Genomic DNA, 18,868 nt, shown 5'->3' on the forward strand with positions numbered 1-18,868 from the left:
TCCGCCCCGTGGGCGCCGCTGAGCGTGTCGGCTCCGTGGTTGCCGAGCCGCCGGGCTAATCTCGTCACGTGAAGCTTCCCCGTCTGTGCTGCCGACCCGGCTGCGCCCGATCCGCGGTGGCTACCCTGACCTTCGTCTACGCCGAATCGACCGCGGTCATCGGCCCGTTGGCGACCTCGGAGGAGCCGCACTCCTGGGATCTGTGCGAAGACCACGCGCGGCGGATCACCGTCCCGCGCGGGTGGGAGATGCTGCGTAGCGAGCGCGGGTTCTCGGTGCCTGCCGAGGACCACGAGCTGACCGCGCTCGCCGAGGCCGTCCGTGAGGCCGGTGCCGTCGCCGGTGGACCGCGTCCGGGCTTCGACAACACCCTCGGCCAGGTCGATTCCCTCGACGGCTTCGACAACGGCCGCTCGTCGGTCGAGGCGGCCTTCGACGCCGCCCTCGCCGACCGCCGGAGTGGTCGCCACCGCGCCGGGCCCGTCGATCCGCCGTCGCCGTTGACGCAGGGATCGTCCGGCTCCTCCACGCCCCGTCACCAGACCCGTCCGCGTCCGGGACGCCGAGGACACCTGCGTGTCCTGCCGGACCCGGTCGACTGAACGCGTACCGCCACGCTCACGACGCGACCCCCGCCTTCCCACGGCTCGTCGGATGACCCCTGCGCACGGTCCGGGACCTCTTCGACCATCGCCGGATGTGAGTCTGTCGCGTAGCCGGGCGGGTGTCCCAGTGGCTGGCTACGCTGGTTCCATGCGTACCGGTGCCCCCGACCTCGACGACGCCGAGGAACTCCTCTCCGCAGACGTCGACGGTCTCCTGCGTACCGCCGCGCTCGCCGGGGCGCAGGTCCGGGCCACGGCCGAGGCCGCCCGCGAGGGCGTCCTGGCACCGCTCGCCGATCTCCGGCCGCGCAGTGTGGTGGTCGTCCACGGTTCCAGCGAGGTCGCCCATCGTGCCGCCGGGCTGAGCGTGGCCGCGGTCGCATCCCGGGTCGACGTCCCGCTCGTCACCTCGCCTGTCCTGCCCGGCTGGGTGGGCCCCCTCGACGTCGTGGTCGTGGTCGGCGAGGATGCCGGCGACATGGCCCTCGCCGACGCCGCCGCACGCGCCGGCCGCCGACGCGCCGAGGTGATCGTCGCCGCGCCGATCGCCGGACCGTTGCGGGATGCCCTGGGTGGCAACGGGATCGACCTGTCGCCGCGATTCGACATCGAACCCCGCTTCCGGTTCGCCGGCTTCGTCGCGGCGCTGCTGGCCGTCTTCGGCGGCCTCACCCAGGTGCGGGTCACCGGCCCGGTCCCGGTCCTCGACGACGTGGCCGACGCGCTCGACGCCGAGGCCTCGGCGTCGCATCCGGGTCGCGAGACCTTCCACAATCGTGCCAAGTCCCTGGCCGTACGGCTGCAGGATCGGCCGGCGGTGTGGACCTCGGACTCCCCGGCGGGCACCGTGATCGCCGCCCATGCCGTGGCGAGCCTCGTCGGTCTCGCGGGAATCGTCGGCGCCGTCGCCGAACTCGCCGAGGTGGCGAGGATGTCGCGGCTGTTGGCGGCACGGTCGCCGGGCGCGTCGGCCACCGACTCGATCTTCTACGACCCGGACTTCGACGAGCCGCCGGCCGAGGTGGCCCCGCGCATCCTCGTCGTGTCCACCGCACGTCGTGAGTGGTACACGCGGCAGCGTGTGACCGGTCTCGGCGACGTCGACCTCGTGGTCGGCGTCGACGCGGCCGACGGGGTGCCGGACGGCCGGTCGCAGCCGCGTCGGGAGTTGCATCCGCTGCCGGGCGAGGACCCGGTGGCCGACGGTCCGGGCGACGTCCTGGACTTCCTGCTCGTGGCGTTGAGGATCGAGATGGCGGCGGTGTACCTCCGCCTGATTGGGAACACGGTGCAATGAGGATTCTCGAGGGAGTGGTGCGTCCCTACGCATGGGGTTCGCGAACGGCCATCGCGTCGATCCAGGGCAGGCCTGTCCCGTCGGCGCATCCGGAGGCCGAACTGTGGTTCGGTTCCCATCCGGCGGGTTCGGCGACGTGTGTGGACCCGTCCGGCCCGCCGCAACCGCTGGTGGACGTGATCGACGCCGACCCGACGTCGACCCTCGGGCCCGCCAGCACCGAGGCGTTCGGTGACCGGTTGCCGTTCCTGCTCAAGATCCTCGCCGCCGAGGAACCGTTGTCGCTGCAGGCGCACCCGTCGTCGGAACAGGCGCGGGAGGGCTTCGAACGCGAGAACGCGCGCGGGCTCGCACTCGACGCCCGCGACCGCAACTACAAGGACCCGTGGCACAAGCCCGAACTGATCGTCGCGATCACGCCGTTCGACGCGCTGGCCGGGTTCCGCGACCCGCAGGAGACCGTGGCCCTGCTGCGTGAGCTGCAGGTCAGTGAACTCGACCACTACCTGGGAATGCTGGCGGGACAACCGGATTCGGAGGGTCTGCGGGCGGTGTTCACCACCTGGCTGACCCTGCCGGAGGCGTTGATCCGCCGGCTCGTCCCGGCGGTGCTGCGCGGCGCGGTCGAGGTGCTCAGCAAGGGGCGGTCCGACTTCACCGCGGAACTGCGCACCCTGTGCGAACTCGGCGAGGACTACCCGAACGATCCCGGCGTGCTGGCGTCGCTGCTGCTCAATCACGTCCACCTCGAACCGGGGCAGGGCCTGTACCTGCCGGCGGGCAACCTGCACGCGTACCTACGCGGCACCGGCGTGGAGATCATGGCCAACTCCGACAACGTCCTGCGCGGCGGGCTCACACCCAAGCACATCGACGTCCCGGAGCTTCTGCGCGTCCTCGACTTCACCCCGGTCGATCCCGCCGATCTGGCGCCGTCGGTGCGCACCCTCGGCGCCGAGCAGATCTATCTCACCCCGGCGCCGGAGTTCCGGCTGTCGCGGATCGAGTTGGACGGCACCGGATTGCACCACGCGTCGTCGATCTGCTTCGACATGCCCGGCCCGCAGATCCTCGCGGTGCTCAGCGGCGCCATCGAGGTCCGGCCGGTCGGCGGCACGCCGCTGACGATCCCGGCGGGACGTGCGCTGTGGATCACCGACTCCGACCCGGACGTCATCGTGCACGCCGCGTCGTCCCGGGCGGTGTTCTACCGCGCGCTCGTCCCGGTCGCGGTGTCGGCGGTCGAGGGCGGCGCGTCGGCGGAGCCCGCGGTCAGCGCCGCGGAGTGACGCACCCCGACCACCGGCCGCGCGCCGATGTGCGTGCTCAGCCTCGTGCGGCGGCAGGTTCTGGGTAGCCGCCGATCAGCTTCCACTCGTCCGGTGTGGCGACCATCGTCACCATCACCGGCGCGCCGCCTGCCGTCAGGGAAAGATCCTGCGGCGCACGCGGATTCTGGCTCAACGTGACGGTGTGTGCGCTGTTCGGGTCGTCGAGGCCCGGCGCGGTGACGATCATCCGCGTCGTATCCGCCTGCGGCGGAGGCGGGGTCACCCCGTCGGCGATGACCAGTGCCGGGCCCGGACGCGCTGGGGTGCGGTCGCCGGCCAGCGAGAGGGCGCTCGGATCGCCGACGGCGTTCACCACGGGAGCCCACCGGTGCGGCCGGTCCGTGTGGATGCGGACCGAGGCCCCTACCGCGACCGCCCGCAGCGCGATCTGCGCGACCACGTGGATGCCTGCCGAGACCGCGACGGTGGCGATTCCGGGGCCGACGAGTCGGGTCGCGACGGCACGCCCCGCGTGGTCGGCGCCGATCAGCTGACCGCAGCCGCCCGCGGGCAGTCGGACCGATCGCAGGAAGTCCTGTGCCGCTTCGCCGGTCAGGTTCGGCAGATCACGGTCGAGGCGGGTGGCACCGGCGATCGGCAGACTCACGGTGAGCGCCTCGAACTGTCGGCCGTCGAGGGGGACGAGACCCTCCGGCCACGCCGACAGCGCGCGATGGGCGCCCGGGAACTCGTTGAACCGGACGAATCCGGTCACCTCGACCTCGTTGCGGTCGCCGCGACCCCGGCGGTCGGTGGAGACCTGGCGGAGTCGCAAGGTGAACGTCGTCGACACCGCCGGGTTCACCCAGACGTCGCGGATGACGCCGGACAGCGCCGCGGGTTCGACCGCGGCGGTGCGGATGCGGAGTCCGGCGGCCCCGACCAAATCCCATTCCTCCTCGAGGGAGTCGATGCTCGCTCCCTCGGTGAGCTGGGTGGTGACCGAGGTGATCTGCGCGGCCGAGAGGATAGTCGTGCCCAGGCCGTGCTCGCTGAGGCGTTTCGCGACGCGGCGTGTGGTGACGGTGGCGGTGCGGAGGGCGCCGGCGGCCCCACCGCCGCGTCGCGCGACCGCGTCCGGGCAGTCGAGCGGGTCGAGTCGCAGGACCACGAACACCGATCGCTGGGCGGTGGCGGCCAGCGGGCCGAGGGTACGCTCGTAGGTCGCCGGCGCGACCCCCGATCCCCATACGCGCACACCGTGACTGATGACCTCGATGGAGCCGAGGACGATGTCGTAGCGATTGATGCACTCGGCGAGGACGTCGAGCGGGATGACCTGACCGGACTCGTCGGACGGCGTGCTCGATCCCGGCGCGAGGTAGGTGACCGCGGGACCGCCCGGATCGACGCGGATCACGGTCACGAGGGTGTCGCCGACCCACCGGGCGCCGATCGTGGTCGGGGCCGACGACCGACGTGCCGCGGGACGTGTCGACGGTCTGGCCAGGGGGACGTCGAACGGGGCGGGCGCGAGGTCGGCGGTGCGTCGGCGCGTCCGCGACAGCGAGAACGCGGCCCGGCTCCACAGCCGACCGAACACCGACGGGCGTCCGCCGAAGCGGATGAGTCCGACGGCCAGCACGGCCGCCAGGGCGAGGGCCGCGGAGCCCCACCTGCTCCCCGAGAGAGCCCAGGTGACCAGGCCCGCGGCCAGGATCACCTCGACCACCACGAGTGTGCGCATCGCTGTCGCGCGCGTGTTCCGGTCCACGCCTGTCCGCCCCCTCGGTTCCCCCGTCGACGTCGTCGGACGCCACCGCCGGCGGGTCTCCACAACCGGCGGAGCCCCACGTGTCGGGGGCATGTTCGTCGGCTAGGCTACTACCGCGCGACGGGGGGTACGTCGCCGGAGATCACAACCGTCCTGGCCGCCGTCGGCTGTCGTCAGGACGCCGACGGTGCGGACAGGGGGGAGTCGTGGCACGTCAGCTGACGACCAAGGCTCAGGTCAACGGCTACCGATTCCTCATCAAGCGCCTCGAACATGCTCTCGTGCGCCGCGATGTGCGGATGCTGCACGATCCGATGCGTTCCCAGTTACAGGCGCTGGTCGTCGGCACGGTCCTGGGCCTGCTCGTCCTCGGCGGCTGCGGGGTGTGGGGCCTCATCCGGCCGCAGGGCTCGGTCGGTGACGCGACCATCGTCGTCGGAAAGAACAGCGGCAGCACCTACGTCCTGATCGAGGACACCCTCCACCCGGTCCTCAACCTCGCCTCGGCGCGCCTGATCAGCGGCAGCTCGGAGAAGCCGACGTCGGTGGCCGACGACAAGCTGAAGACCTACGCGCGCGGCCCGCTGCTCGGCATCCCGGGCGCGCCGGCGGCACTGCCGGGTCCGGCGCACAGGGGCACCTCGACGTGGACGGTGTGCGACACCGCCGAGGTGTCCTCGGACGGCTCGGCGGAATCCCTGCGGCAGACGGTGATCGGCGACGAGCCCGTCCTCGGCGACGACACCGCGCACGTCGTCGCGCCGTCGGATTCCGTGCTCGTGAACTCCGGTGACAAGACCTTCCTCGTCTATCAGTTGTTTCGCAACGGCGCCTGGAGTCCGGTGCGGGCCGAGATCGACACCGCCAGCGCTCCGGTGATGCGCGCGCTCGGCCTCGAGGGCGTGACCGCGCGCCGCATGTCCCCGGGTTTGCTGAGCGCGTTCCCGCTCGTCGACCCCATCAGGGTTCCGGCGATCCCGAACGCCGGACAACGCGGCGCGGTCGACTCGCTCAGCGTGGGCTCGGTGGTGAGGTCGGTCGATGTCGACGACGAGACCAGCTACCATCTCGTGCTGCGTGACGGGGTGCAGGAGATCAGCGAGCCGACCGCTCAGATCCTGCGGCTCGCCGACCGGAAGGGCGACGCGCAGGTCCGGACCGTGCCGCCCGGCCGGCTCGCCAGTGTGAAGGTCGTGGACACCCTGCCGCTCGGCGACTTCCCTCAGCTCACGCCCAAACCGCTCGGCGTCGCGGCCGATCCGACGCTGTGCCGCACCTGGACCCGCAAGGCCGACGAGCCGCGGGCCGGGACCATGCTCCTCGCCGGGCGGGCCCTGCCGCTGAAGTCCGACGCGGTGCCGGTGTTGCTCACCTCGGGCGACGGCTCCGGACCGGGGCTCGACCAGGTGTACCTCCCGCCGGGCTCCGGGGAGTACGTGCAGGTGACCGGGAACGAAGACGACTCGACCCGCAGAGAGTCGCTGTTCTACGTCAACGACTCCGGCGTGCGCTTCGGCGTTCCGGGCGCCGAGACCGCGGCCGTGCTCGGCCTGCCGGACTCGCCTGCACTCGCACCGTGGTCGGTGGTGTCACTGCTCGCGCCCGGCCCGACGCTGTCCCGGGAGGCCGCGCTGATGGCGCACGACGGTCTGCGGACCCAGGAGATCGAGCGCGACGGGGAGTAGCGGTCCCCACGCGCGGCCGCCAGAATCGCGGGTTGATGTGCAGAAGCGTTATTTCCGGACAGCGCTTCTGGATTCGAGGCGCGATTCTGCGCGACCCGGGGGCGACAGGGCCTGGGGCGAAGCGAACCGGGTGACTTGGCTCAGGTGAGCGGCCCGCCCATGATGTTGCCGACGATCCCGCGGATGATGTTGGTGCCGTCCTCCCGGCGGAGTTCCTCGTACCAGGCCGCGGTCTTCTTCGGGTCCTTGCCGTGGGTGACGTCGCACCGCTTACGGGCCCGCAGCACCAGGTCGCCGGCGCGTTCGGTGCGGGCGGCCTCGTAGGCGGCGAGCGCGGCGTGGGCGTCGTCGGGATGCTCCCTGAACGCGAACTGCAGGGCCACGGCGTCCTCCATCGCCGAACACCCGCCCTGCCCGATGTCGGGGGTGGTGTTGTGCGCGGCGTCGCCGAGGACCGCGACGCGTCCCCTCACCCAGGTGTGGAACGGGTCGAGGTCGAGGATCTCGACGCGGTTCGTCGTTGCGGGATCGAGCTTTTCGATGAGGGTCTGCACACCCGGGGCCCAGTCGGCGAACTCCTGCGCGAGGAACTCGCGGGCGGTGCCGCGCTCGAACGGAACGCCCTCGGGCATCGGGACGTCGAAGAAGAAATAGAAACGGTTGCCCGCCACCGGCATCACCGACACCCGTCGTGAGTCACCCACGTAGGTCGTCCATTCCGTGGCCGGGCCGATCTTCTCGTCGATCTCGACGAGGCCGTTGAAGTTGACGTAGCCGGCGTAGCGTCGCTTTACGGGATGTCCCAGCACGTACTCGCGCGCCAGCGACCTGGCGCCGTCGGCGCCGATCACGATGTCTCCGGAATCGCTGGTGCCATCGGCGAATTCGACGGTGGCGCGATCGCCGTCGTCGTGCACCGCGACCATCTTCTTGCCGAAATGGATGTCGTCGAGGCCGTAGGCGTTCATCAGCATCAGCTGCAACTCGGCGCGGGCGATGGGGTAGGGGCGCTGGCCGACCTGATCGATGAGCGGCTGCATGCTGAAGCGGCACATCGTGTCACCGGTGAAGGCATCGACATAGCTCATGGAGTCGACGATGCCGCCCAGCTCGGCGGTCTCCTTCTCCAGGCCGAGGTGGTTGAGGCACTTGACGCCGTTGGACCACACGGAGATCGCGGCGCCGACCGGCTTGTTCTCGGTGACCTGCTCGTAGACCTCGACGTCGAAGCCGAGTTGCTCGAGGGCGATCGCCGCAGACATCCCGCCCATCCCCGCGCCGACGATCACTGCCTTCACACTCACCACCGCTTTCTTCTCCACGAGCGAGCCGCCGTCGGGTCGCCGCGGCGGTAGTCACAAGGCTAGGGCGACACCTCGGTCTCCGCGCGGCGAGCAGAGGCCGGTGCGACGAGCGTCGCGGTCAGTGCGATCGACGGGCCCGAACGAGGTCGATGACCATCCGCTGCCACTGGTCGGTGATGGTCTGCAGGTCGAGACCGACCTCCTGTGTGAGGTACCGGACGGAGCCGGCCGACATCGGAGCCTGGATGGACAGCGCCATGAACTCGAGATCGTCGTCGAAACCGAGCTGTCGCAACAGGATACGGACGTGCTGGGTCGACGCCCGGCCCGCCGGGTGGGTGAGGAAGTCCTCGGCGGTCCCGCCGGCCTCGAGGAGGATGTCGAGGTGATCGCAGGTGAGCTTGAGCCGGGCGCGGCCGTAGGCGAGCAGCCGGTCGAGTGGCGGCGCGCCCGGTCCGAGCGGTTCCGGGCCCGAGAGGTAGGCCTGTTGCATCTCGGATTCGGAATGGTCGAGCAGCGCCAGCATCAGCCCGGTGCGGCTGCCGAAGCGCCGGAAGACTGTGCCCTTGCCCACACCCGCCTCGCGTGCGACCGCCTCCATCGTCACCGCGGACGCCCCGTGATGGTCGATCAGGTTCTTGGCAGCGGCCAGCAACAATCGCCGGTTACGTGCGGCGTCGGCACGTTCTGTCTCCGCGATGTTGAAGGAGAGGGGGATCGGGGAGTGGTCGGGCCCGTTCGACACGTGATGAGGGTAACTCTTGACCTCGACCGGGAATCAATCGGACCCTGGTCCGGTTAAACCCTCCGTATCCCCGGCCCACGAGGGTCGGAGCCGCGTCTTCGAAAGGAAACCCATGTCGGATCGAACCGTCGAACTGGTCGCCCTGGTCGGAAGCCTCCGCGCCGCCTCCATCAACCGTCAGCTGGCCCAGGTGGCCGCGGACAACGCCCCCGAGGGTGTCCGTGTCACCATCGTCGACGACCTCGGTTCGCTCCCGTTCTACAGCGAGGACATCGACGTCGAGGGCCGACTGGACCCGGCCGTGACGGCCCTGCGCGAGAAGGTCGGTGCGGCCGACGCCGTGCTCATCGCCACCCCGGAGTACAACGGCTCGATCCCGGCCGCGCTGAAGAACGCCATCGACTGGCTGTCGCGCCCCTATGGCAACGGCGCCCTGAGCGGCACGCCCGTCGCGGTCCTGTCGGCGGCCCTCGGCCAGTACGGCGGCCAGTGGACCCGCGAGGACACCCGCAAGGCGGTCGGCGTCGCCGGCGGGAAGGCGATCGAGGAGGCCGACCTCGGCCTGCAGATCCCCGCACTGCCCGAGGGTGGTCTCACCCATCCGACCATCGTCGAGAAGGTCGTCGCGTCGGTGAGCCGTCTCGTGGACGAGGTCACCGTCAGCGCCTGAGTCTCGCGCACTGGTGGTGCCCGACGGTCACGGCGCCGTCCCGCACCGAGCTTTCCTCTCACCGAATGACGCCGCGCCGGGTCCCATCCCGGCGCGGCGTCGTCGTGTCCGGGGTCCACTGTCCCGGCGGGGCGCTCCGGTTTGCGCCCGGCTTCGGGCCTGGGATGGGTGGCACGGTGTGGGGAGGGGGTCCGGTGAAGCCCGTGTGTCCGTTTCGTGACCGGACTGTGGACTGCTGGTGCACACGTTGTGGAGGACCGCTGGACAACCTGTGAGCGACACGCCGAACGCGGCCACGACACGCCGGAATTTGTGATCGTGCACCGCTGCGACCTGCATGTCTTTCACGGATGTTATTCACAACCCCTTGTGGTGCCCAGAAAAGTCAGCCACTAGGTGTAGTGTTTGCACTACCAGTGAGGCGGACGCCGGGGCGGGCATCGATCCCCGCGAAACGCCTCGTAGGAGCGTGACCCAAATCACCTTCTTCACACTGGGAAACCGCAAGTCACTGGCGATTCACAACGACTGAGGAGAACCACTCGATGTCTTCGATCACCGTCTACACCAAGCCGGCATGCGTCCAGTGCAACGCCACCTACAAGGCCCTCGACAAGCTGGGTCTGTCCTACGAGGTCGTCGACATCAGCCAGGATCCCGAGGCGCGTGATTACGTCATGGCGCTCGGCTACCTGCAGGCGCCGGTCGTGGTCGCCGGCGACGAGCACTGGTCGGGATTCCGTCCGGACCGCATCAAGAAGCTCGCCACCGCAGCAGCCTGATCTCCTCGTCGACGCCCGCCACGACGCCGACGCAGGTGTGATCCGAAGGGGAAGCCGGGTCAGCCGCGTCGGGACGTGACGGACGACAAGCACCGTGGTCGATCCCGGGTAGGGGAAATGACCACCTCGGTTCAGTTGTTGGAACTCCACGACACCGTCCGCGACCGGCCGTCGGGCCGGGCGGGCGGGGCGTGGAACGAATCGTCAATCGGTCACCGCAGGGTTGGAGGCAGACATGTCGGCATCGCCGCTGATCGTCTACTTCTCCTCCGTGTCCGAGAACACCCGGCGCTTCGTCGAGAAGCTGGACATGCGCGCCGAGCGTATTCCGCTGACCGGCGGCGCCGAGGGGTTCCGGGTCGACGAACCCTACGTGCTGATCTGCCCCACGTATGGTGGGGGCAAGGTCGGGCAAACCGGCGGGTTCGTGCCGAAGCAGGTGATCCGCTTCCTCAACGACGAGCACAACCGGTCACTCATCAGGGGGGTGATCGCCGCGGGCAACACCAACTTCGGTGAGGAGTTCTGCCACGCCGGCGACATCATCTCGCGGAAATGCCGCGTGCCCTACCTGTACCGATTCGAATTGATGGGCACCGCCGACGACGTCGAGCGCGTGCGCGCGGGCCTCGCCGAGTTCGTCCGCAGTCAGGCGTTCACGGGCGGACCGTCGCTGCACGCCACGCCCGCCTGAGCGGCGCCCCGCGCGTCGCACCCGGTCCGTCGTCCACGTTCTGTCACACCCCTCCAATAGCCTGCCCGCAAGGTTCCAGCCCACAAGGAGTCATCTGTCGTGTCGCCCACCGTCACCGTCTCGGACACCAACTCAGCCAGCAAGTCGGGCGTTCATGCCGGTCCGTCGGGGCACGACCCCGCCGAGCTCGACTACCACGCGCTCAACGCGATGCTCAACCTGTACGACGCGGACGGCAAGATCCAGTTCGACAAGGACCGCGAGGCGGCCCGGCAGTACTTCCTGCAGCACGTCAACCAGAACACGGTCTTCTTCCACGACCTCGACGAGAAGCTCGACTATCTCGTCGAGGAGAACTACTACGAGGCCGAGATCCTCGACAAGTACGACCGTGAATTCGTCAAGGACCTCTTCAAGCACGCCTACAGCAAGAAGTTCCGTTTCCCGACGTTCCTCGGTGCGTTCAAGTACTACACCAGCTACACGCTGAAGACCTTCGACGGGAAGCGCTACCTCGAGCGGTTCGAGGACCGCGTGTGCATGGTCGCGCTGACGCTCGCCGACGGTGATCGTTCGCTCGCCCGCGACCTCGTCGACGAGATCATCGACGGCCGCTTCCAGCCGGCCACCCCGACCTTCCTCAACTCGGGCAAGAAGCAGCGCGGCGAACCGGTTTCGTGCTTCCTGCTCCGCATCGAGGACAACATGGAATCGATCGGCCGCGCGATCAACTCGGCGCTGCAGCTGTCCAAGCGCGGCGGCGGTGTCGCGTTGCTGCTGAGCAACATCCGCGAGCACGGCGCCCCGATCAAGAAGATCGAGAACCAGAGCTCGGGCGTCATCCCGATCATGAAGCTGCTCGAGGACTCGTTCTCCTACGCCAACCAGCTCGGCGCACGTCAGGGTGCCGGCGCGGTGTACCTGCACGCGCACCACCCCGACATCCTGCGCTTCCTCGACACCAAGCGTGAGAACGCCGACGAGAAGATCCGCATCAAGACGCTGTCGCTGGGTGTCGTGATCCCGGACATCACGTTCCATCTGGCCAAGGCCAACGACGACATGTACCTGTTCAGTCCGTACGACGTCGAGCGCGTCTACGGTGTGCCGTTCGCCGACATCAACGTCACCGAGCGCTACCACGAGATGGTCGAGGACCGTCGGATCCGCAAGACCAAGATCAACGCCCGCGAGTTCTTCCAGACCCTCGCCGAGCTGCAGTTCGAGTCGGGCTACCCGTACATCATGTTCGAGGACACGGTGAACCGGGCCAACCCGATCGACGGCAAGATCACCCACTCCAACCTGTGCTCGGAGATCCTGCAGGTCTCGACCCCGTCGACGTTCAACGACGATCTGTCCTACTCCCATGTGGGCAAGGACATCTCGTGCAACCTCGGCTCGCTGAACATCGCCAAGACGATGGACTCCCCCGACATCGGCAAGACCATCGAGGTCGCCATCCGCGGTCTGACCGCGGTCAGCGACCAGACGGCGATCACCTCGGTGCCGTCGATCGAGCGGGGCAACAACGAATCCCACGCCATCGGCCTGGGCCAGATGAACCTGCACGGCTTCCTCGCCCGCGAGCGGATCTTCTACGGGAGCGAAGAGGGCATCGACTTCACGAACATCTACTTCTACACGGTGACGTACCACGCGATCCGGGCGTCGAACAAGATCGCCAAGGAGCGCGGCCGGGCGTTCGCCGGGTTCGAGAAGTCGAAGTACGCCACCGGTGAGTTCTTCGAAAAGTACACCGACCAGGTGTGGGAGCCGAAGACCCAGAAGGTGCGGGATCTGTTCGCGCAGTCGGGAATTCACATCCCGACGCAGGACGACTGGCGTGAGCTCAAGGAGTCGGTCCAGCGCTACGGCATCTACAACCAGAACCTGCAGGCCGTCCCGCCGACCGGTTCGATCAGCTATATCAACCACTCGACCAGCTCGATCCACCCGGTCGCGGCGAAGATCGAGATCCGCAAGGAAGGCAAGATCGGGCGCGTCTACTACCCGGCGCCGTACATGACCAACGACAACCTGGAGTACTACCAGGATGCGTACGAGATCGGGTACGAGAAGATCATCGACACCTATGCCGCGGCGACGCAGCACGTCGACCAGGGTCTGAGCCTGACGCTGTTCTTCAAGGACACCGCCACCACGCGCGACGTCAACCGGGCGCAGATCTACGCGTGGCGCAAGGGGATCAAGACGCTGTACTACATCCGCCTCCGCCAGATGGCCCTCGAGGGGACCGAGGTCGAGGGTTGCGTGTCGTGCATGCTGTGATCTGCAGCGGTGCAACAGCTTCAGATACTTCCGAACTCCACTCGACCCACCAGATGAGGAAGACTCGATGACCTCCACGCACAGCCCTGCCGACGGCGCACCCATCAAGCTGATCGATCGGGTGTCGGCGATCAACTGGAACCGCGTCCCCGACGAGAAGGACGCCGAGGTCTGGGATCGCCTGACCGGCAACTTCTGGCTGCCGGAGAAGGTGCCGGTGTCCAACGACATCCAGTCGTGGAGCACGCTGACCGAATACGAGAAGCAGCTCACCATGCGGGTCTTCACCGGCCTGACGCTGCTCGACACCATCCAGGGCACGGTCGGCGCAGTGTCGCTGATCCCGGACGCCACCACCCCGCACGAGGAGGCGGTGCTCACCAACATCGCCTTCATGGAGTCGGTGCACGCCAAGTCCTACAGCTCGATCTTCTCGACGCTGTGCTCCACCAAGGAGATCGACGAGGCCTTCCGCTGGTCGGAGGAGAACGAGAACCTCCAGCGCAAGGCGCACATCGTCATGGACTACTACCGTGGCGACGACCCGCTGAAGCGCAAGGTGGCCTCGACACTGCTCGAGTCGTTCCTGTTCTACTCGGGCTTCTACCTGCCGATGTACTGGTCGAGCCGCGCGAAGCTGACGAACACCGCCGACCTGATCCGCCTCATCATCCGCGACGAGGCCGTCCACGGCTACTACATCGGCTACAAGTACCAGCGCGGCCTGGAGACCCAGTCGCCGGAGCGTCGTCAGGAGCTCAAGGACTACGCCTTCGAGCTGTTGTTCGAGCTGTACGACAACGAGAGCGACTACACCGAGTCCCTCTACGACGAGGTCGGGCTCACCGAGGACGTCAAGAAGTTCCTGCGGTACAACGCCAACAAGGCGCTGATGAACCTCGGCTACGAGGCGATGTTCCCGAAGGACGAGACCGACGTGAACCCGGCGATCCTGTCGGCGCTGTCGCCGAACGCCGACGAGAACCACGACTTCTTCTCGGGGTCGGGCAGCTCGTACGTCATCGGCAAGGCCGTCAACACCGAAGACGAGGACTGGGACTTCTAGAGGCCTGGCGAAGCGTAGAAGTAGTGGGCGGATAGCGCCGACAACTTCTACGAATCCCCGGCGGAGAGGCGGTCGTAGAGGTCGCCGAGCTCGTCGATCGCCTCCGCGATGTCGGCCGGCGCGACGCCGGTTGCGCGCAGCGCCGCCCGCAATTCCGACCCGTCCAGTGCGGTCAGCGGATTCATCCGCGGCACCGACGGCGACGGTGGCAGCGGAGAATTCGTCCCGTAGAAGTCGTCGGGCCTCAGAGCGCTGCCCGACGACTCCTCGGACGAGGTCTCGGAAGCCGCAGGGCGCGCGTCGATCTCGGCGAGCAGTCCCCGCAGGTCGGTTCCCATCACGGTGAGCAGCGTGAGTGGCGAGCGGTCGATCTCGGCGGCCACCTCGTAGGCGGTGGCGAGCGCGTGCACACACCGCGGCGCCTCGTCGGGGCAGGTGCAGTCGATCGCGATGTCCGCCGACTCGGTGGGCAGCAGCAGCTCACCGAGGACCGGCGGTTGCTCGCCGCGTGTCAGCCGCATGAGTTCGCCGACGGCGCCCCGGTCGCGGAGCAGATCCGCCACCGTGGGGGTGTCGACGGTGCGGGTGGTGAGGATGACGTCGAACGGCTCGAGCTGGGTGCCCTCCACCGATGAGGTCACCCGGCCCGCGCCGATCCGCAGGCCGCGCACGTGACGATCCCGGAAGTACCTGCGCGCCTTCGTGATGTGGCGGCTGTCGGCGACTGCCGTCCCGTCCGCGCCGCGTCCCTCGACGACGTCGACGAACGCACGCGACCACGGGGTGAGCGCGTATCCGCGGACGGCGATGGTCCCGCGCGAGCCCTTGCGTCCGGCGCTCTTGCGTGCGCTCATTCGCTCACCGCCTCGTCGCGCAGGCGCAGCAATTCGAACAGCTCGTCGTCGGCGAGGTCGGACACCCAGTTCTCGCCCGCCGCGACCGTCAGCTGCGACAGTTCGCGCTTCCTGGTGATCATGTCGTCGATCCGCTCCTCGATGGTCCCGACGCAGACGAATCGGTGCACCGACACCTTCTGGTTCTGTCCGATGCGGTAGGCACGGTCGGTGGCCTGGTCCTCGACCGCCGGGTTCCACCAACGGTCGATGTGGATGACGTGGTTGGCGGCGGTCAGGTTGAGACCGGTGCCGCCGGCCTTGAGCGTCGCGAGCATGACCGGTGGGCCTTCGTCGGCCTGGAAATCGGCGACGAGCCGGTCGCGGTCGGCCCGGCCGAGTCCTCCGTGCAGCAGCGGGATCCCGGTGCCCAACTCCTCGGACAGCCAGCCCGACAGCATCTCGCCGAAGGCGGCGAACTGCGTGAACACGAGTGCGCGGTCGCCCTCGTCGGCGACGGTGGAGACGATGTCGGACAGCAGTTCGACCTTGCCCGAACGGTGTTCGCCGTCCCGCAGCAGAGCGGTGCCGTCGGCCAGGTAGTGCGCAGGATGGTTGCAGATCTGCTTGAGCCGCGTGAGGGCGGCGAGCACGTTGCGGCGTCGGAGGGTTCGCTGCTGTTTGTCGCGTAGCGCCTCCATCAGTTCGTCGATGACGGCCCGGTACAGCGCGGCCTGTTCGACAGTGAGGTTGGCGCGTACCGCGAAGTCGGCCTTCTCCGGCAGGTCCGCGGCGATCGCCGGGTCGGTCTTCTCGCGCCGCAGGATGAACGGCCGGGTGATCGCCGAGAGTCTACGCAGCGCACCGGTGTCGCGGTCGCGTTCGATGGGTTCTGCGTACCGTGCACGGAACACCGACGCCGACCCCAACAACCCCGGGTTCACGAGGTCGATGACGGCGCGCAGATCCTCGAGACGGTTCTCCACCGGGGTGCCGGTGAGGGCGAGCCGACGGTCGGCGGGGATGGTTCGTACCGCCTTGGAGGCGATGGTGTTCACGTTCTTCAGGTGCTGCGCCTCGTCGACGACGATGCGGTGCCACGGCCGCGACGACAACAGTTCGTGGTCGCGGGCGGCGATCGCGAAGGTCGTGATGACGATGTCGACGGAGTCGCGGACAGTGTCGAACACGGTGCCGGACGCACGTGACGGCCCGTGGTGGACCGCCACCCTCAGCGTCGGCGCGAAGCGGGTGATCTCGCGAGACCAGTTGCCCACCAGGGACATCGGACACACCACCAGCGACGGCCCGGGGACCTCGCCGTCGGGGGCGCGCTCCAGGCACTCGAGCGCGATCACCTGCAACGTCTTGCCCAGGCCCATGTCGTCGGCGAGCACGCCGCCGACGCCCAGCCTCGACAGGTGGGCCAGCCAGTCCAGGCCGCGCTGCTGATACGGCCGCAGCGTGGCCTCGAGAGTAGGTGGGGGAGTGACGGGTTCGGGTCGGATGGCGCCGGCGGTGGCGATGTCGTCGAGCCAGGACAGACCCTCGACGCGGGTGACCGGCACCGGAATCTGATCCGATGCGCCGGTCACCAGTCCGAGCAACTCGCCGACGTCCGCCGGCGGTTGCGTCGCGGCGAGCGCACGTTGGGCGGCGACGAACGCCGCAGCCCGGGTGAGAGCGGCTCCCTCGGCGACTACCCACACGCCACGGACACGTACGAGATCGCCCTTCTGCCCGGATAGTTCGTCGAGATCGGCGTCGGTGAGGGTGAGGGCATCCGGTGCCTCGCCGAGCGCCAGCCGCCACTCGAATTCGCGGATCTCGCGCAACCCGACCATCGCCGCAGGCGCGCCACCGCCGGGCGGGGGCAGTGCGCGCAGGGTGAGGCTCGGCCGGACCTCGGCGATGGTCCGGGGGAGCAGAACCGGGATTCCGGCCGCGCCCAGTGCGGCGGCGCCGGTCGGGAACAGCTCGGCGGCCACGTCGGTGGGCAGCAGGAAGTCGAGGGACCCGCGGTCGGGGTCGGCGCGGTCGAGTTCCGGGAACGCCCGCACCGCTTCGGCCAGCCCGGTGGTGATCTCGTCGAGTTCGTGGGCGTCGAGCCGATGCGGGGCGACCGGTTCGATCTGGCCGTCGACGCTGCGCCGGCACACCTCCAACCGCCACCGGGAGCTCTCGGCGACCTCCTCGCGGCCGGGCAGCTCGAACGTGTCGTCGTCCCACGCGTCGTCCCAGTGGCCCTCGGAGGGGGCGTCGTACTCCGGTTCGTGGAGCCGGAAGATGAGGGAGAGGTCATCGCGGGCGGTGCCCGAATTCCACTTCAGCCAGCTGCTCGCGGCCCTCGACAGGCGATCGGGCGAGCACGGCGTCGGGACGTCGGTGCCGGGCAGCAGCGCCCGCACCACCGGCGACGACGGGTTCGGCTCGCCCCAGCGCGGCCCGGAGCGGGCGATCGCGGCGCGGCACTCGTGGTCGACGAGCTCGGTCAGGAAGTCGTCGATCGCCGACCGAGTGCCGTTGTGCAGCAGGGCGTCCGGGGCGCCGTCGAGGGCGACGGCGTGCCAACCGCGCCAGGTCGGAGTGGGGACGGCGCTCCACCGGAGCAGCCACTCGCCGGCGATCTGCACGACGGTCGGGGCGACCGCACCCGCGGCGACGAACGAGCGCACCCCGTCGAGCAGATACCGGTACCAGCGGACGTCGCCGGTGACCGCGACCGACCGAGAGGCGTCGAGCAACACGACGGCGGTCGTGATGCCCAGAGTGGCGGCGCGGACGAACCTGCGGCGGCCTCCGTCGCCGATGACGGGTATGTCGCTGCGGAACCGTCGGCCGCCGAGGGCCTCGCGCAGCGGTTCGGGCAGGTCCGCGGGATCGCCGTCGACCCACACCGACATACCCACACCGGGACGCCACAGGGCGTGCAGGGGTGCGGGCGTCGTCGGGGCGGAATCCGGGCCGCCGTGCTGGGGTTGCGATGGCATCGATGATCGGGCGCCAGTCTATCGGCGGTGACCGACGATGCCGGTTTCCTTGTCGGCGCTACGGGGTAAGACCTCCGTCTGCGGATCCGCGTCACGCGGGGCGAGAGGAGTCACCGATGGGGAAGTCCGACAGACAGGCAGAGCACGCCAAGGGCACCGAGGAGGTCCGTGAGGATCCTCCGGGCCCGAAGGACCACGGCCGTCAGGGCGGTATGGCGACCCGGGAGAACGCACCCGACGCGGTGCAGCGGTCCGACGACTCCGGGGACTAGTTCACCGGAGACCGACCGGGCGCCGGCGGCGGGCGCCCGGTCAGTGGTGTGTCGGCGTCAGGAGACCTCGCGCAGCAGACCCGTGGCAACGTCGAAGACGAATCCACGCAGCGAGGTGGTCTTGGTGATGAACGGGCTGTTCCGGATGCGGTTGAGCGACTGGCGGACGTCCTCGTCGATGTCGGTGAACGACTCGGCGGCCCACTCCGGCTTCTGGCCGATCTCGTTCTGGATCTCGCGCTTGAAGTCGTCGTCGGTGAAGGTCAGCATGCCGCAGTCGGTGTGGTGGATCAGGATGATCTCGGTGGTGCCCAGCAGTCGCTGGCTGATCGCGAGCGAGCGGATCTCGTCGGCGGTGACGACGCCGCCGGCGTTGCGGATGACGTGGGCCTCCCCCTCCTTGAGGCCGAGGACGCGGTAGACGTCGAGGCGGGCGTCCATGCAGGCGACGATGGCGACGTGCTTGCTCGGCGGCAGCGGCAGGGGACCGGAGAACGTCTTGGCGTATTCGGCGTTGTTGGCCAGGTACTCGTCGGTGACACTCATGCGCCAACAGTGATGAATCGCCAGGTGCTTGCGTAGGGTTTG

At 68.9% G+C, this 18,868-nt stretch carries 16 protein-coding genes; 10 read left to right on the plus strand and 6 right to left on the minus strand.

Annotated elements, in window-relative coordinates; all coding sequences use genetic code 11:
* Positions 1 to 68 precede the first annotated feature (68 nt).
* From ABFT43_RS05330 to manA, 3 genes are all read left to right on the plus strand, one after another.
* Positions 69 to 602, plus strand: a complete 534-nt coding sequence (locus ABFT43_RS05330; RefSeq protein ID WP_347959347.1) for a DUF3499 domain-containing protein — start codon at positions 69 to 71, stop codon at positions 600 to 602.
* Between the two features lie 151 nt (positions 603 to 753).
* Positions 754 to 1,902, plus strand: coding sequence for a hypothetical protein (locus tag ABFT43_RS05335; protein ID WP_347959348.1), 1,149 nt, complete (start codon positions 754 to 756; stop codon positions 1,900 to 1,902).
* Complete coding sequence (gene manA / locus ABFT43_RS05340; RefSeq protein WP_347959349.1) at positions 1,899 to 3,191, plus strand: mannose-6-phosphate isomerase, class I; 1,293 nt, start codon at positions 1,899 to 1,901, stop codon at positions 3,189 to 3,191. Before ABFT43_RS05335 ends, manA begins: the two co-directional genes overlap by 4 nt.
* 37 nt (positions 3,192 to 3,228) lie before the next feature.
* Here the strand turns inward: manA and eccE are convergent, their stop codons facing one another.
* The gene (gene eccE, locus ABFT43_RS05345) at positions 3,229 to 4,947 is read right to left on the minus strand and encodes a type VII secretion protein EccE (RefSeq protein WP_347959350.1); all 1,719 of its coding nucleotides are present in this window, start codon (positions 4,945 to 4,947) and stop codon (positions 3,229 to 3,231) included.
* Between the two features lie 206 nt (positions 4,948 to 5,153).
* Between eccE and eccB the strand changes: the two genes are divergently transcribed.
* Positions 5,154 to 6,632: a type VII secretion protein EccB gene (gene eccB, locus ABFT43_RS05350; RefSeq protein WP_347959351.1), complete on the plus strand. Its 1,479-nt coding sequence runs from the start codon at positions 5,154 to 5,156 to the stop codon at positions 6,630 to 6,632.
* A 140-nt stretch (positions 6,633 to 6,772) separates the two neighbouring features.
* Here the strand turns inward: eccB and hpxO are convergent, their stop codons facing one another.
* Together hpxO and ABFT43_RS05360 are read right to left on the minus strand one after the other, a co-directional pair.
* Positions 6,773 to 7,930: an FAD-dependent urate hydroxylase HpxO gene (gene hpxO / locus ABFT43_RS05355; protein WP_347959738.1), complete on the minus strand. Its 1,158-nt coding sequence runs from the start codon at positions 7,928 to 7,930 to the stop codon at positions 6,773 to 6,775.
* Between the two features lie 124 nt (positions 7,931 to 8,054).
* Positions 8,055 to 8,681 (minus strand): TetR/AcrR family transcriptional regulator, encoded by a 627-nt coding sequence (locus ABFT43_RS05360; RefSeq protein ID WP_347959352.1) that lies wholly within the window; start codon positions 8,679 to 8,681, stop codon positions 8,055 to 8,057.
* A 112-nt stretch (positions 8,682 to 8,793) separates the two neighbouring features.
* Here ABFT43_RS05360 and ABFT43_RS05365 point away from each other — a divergent pair, with 112 nt between their 5' ends.
* The 5 genes from ABFT43_RS05365 (at position 8,794) to nrdF (ending at position 14,185) form a co-directional block, all read left to right on the plus strand.
* Entirely contained in the window at positions 8,794 to 9,351 is a 558-nt protein-coding gene (locus tag ABFT43_RS05365) for an NAD(P)H-dependent oxidoreductase (protein WP_347959353.1), read from the plus strand.
* Positions 9,352 to 9,896: 545 nt separating this feature from the next.
* Positions 9,897 to 10,133, plus strand: coding sequence for a redoxin NrdH (locus ABFT43_RS05370; protein ID WP_006898598.1), 237 nt, complete (start codon positions 9,897 to 9,899; stop codon positions 10,131 to 10,133).
* Positions 10,134 to 10,368: 235 nt separating this feature from the next.
* A complete protein-coding gene (gene nrdI, locus ABFT43_RS05375) occupies positions 10,369 to 10,827 on the plus strand; it encodes a class Ib ribonucleoside-diphosphate reductase assembly flavoprotein NrdI (RefSeq protein ID WP_347959354.1) in 459 nt (152 codons plus the stop codon).
* Between the two features lie 99 nt (positions 10,828 to 10,926).
* A complete protein-coding gene (gene nrdE, locus ABFT43_RS05380; protein ID WP_347959355.1) occupies positions 10,927 to 13,119 on the plus strand; it encodes a class 1b ribonucleoside-diphosphate reductase subunit alpha in 2,193 nt (730 codons plus the stop codon).
* 67 nt (positions 13,120 to 13,186) lie between these two features.
* Positions 13,187 to 14,185, plus strand: coding sequence for a class 1b ribonucleoside-diphosphate reductase subunit beta (gene nrdF / locus ABFT43_RS05385; protein ID WP_347959356.1), 999 nt, complete (start codon positions 13,187 to 13,189; stop codon positions 14,183 to 14,185).
* A 47-nt stretch (positions 14,186 to 14,232) separates the two neighbouring features.
* Here nrdF and ABFT43_RS05390 read toward each other — a convergent pair whose 3' ends face one another.
* Both ABFT43_RS05390 and ABFT43_RS05395 read right to left on the minus strand, forming a co-directional pair.
* Positions 14,233 to 15,039, minus strand: coding sequence for a hypothetical protein (locus ABFT43_RS05390; RefSeq protein WP_347959357.1), 807 nt, complete (start codon positions 15,037 to 15,039; stop codon positions 14,233 to 14,235).
* On the minus strand, positions 15,036 to 18,008 hold the full coding sequence (locus ABFT43_RS05395; protein WP_347959358.1) for a DEAD/DEAH box helicase: 2,973 nt from the start codon (positions 18,006 to 18,008) through the stop codon (positions 15,036 to 15,038). The genes ABFT43_RS05390 and ABFT43_RS05395 overlap by 4 nt, the downstream gene beginning before the upstream one ends.
* A gap of 116 nt (positions 18,009 to 18,124) precedes the next feature.
* Between ABFT43_RS05395 and ABFT43_RS05400 the strand changes: the two genes are divergently transcribed.
* Complete coding sequence (locus tag ABFT43_RS05400) at positions 18,125 to 18,280, plus strand: hypothetical protein (RefSeq protein WP_347959359.1); 156 nt, start codon at positions 18,125 to 18,127, stop codon at positions 18,278 to 18,280.
* A gap of 57 nt (positions 18,281 to 18,337) precedes the next feature.
* On the opposite strand, the gene ABFT43_RS05405 is transcribed toward ABFT43_RS05400, so the two are convergent.
* Positions 18,338 to 18,826, minus strand: a complete 489-nt coding sequence (locus ABFT43_RS05405) for a beta-class carbonic anhydrase (protein WP_347959360.1) — start codon at positions 18,824 to 18,826, stop codon at positions 18,338 to 18,340.
* Positions 18,827 to 18,868 lie beyond the last annotated feature (42 nt).

Source organism: Gordonia aurantiaca, from assembly GCF_039939235.1.
In the GTDB taxonomy this organism is placed as follows: Bacteria; Actinomycetota; Actinomycetes; order Mycobacteriales; family Mycobacteriaceae; genus Gordonia.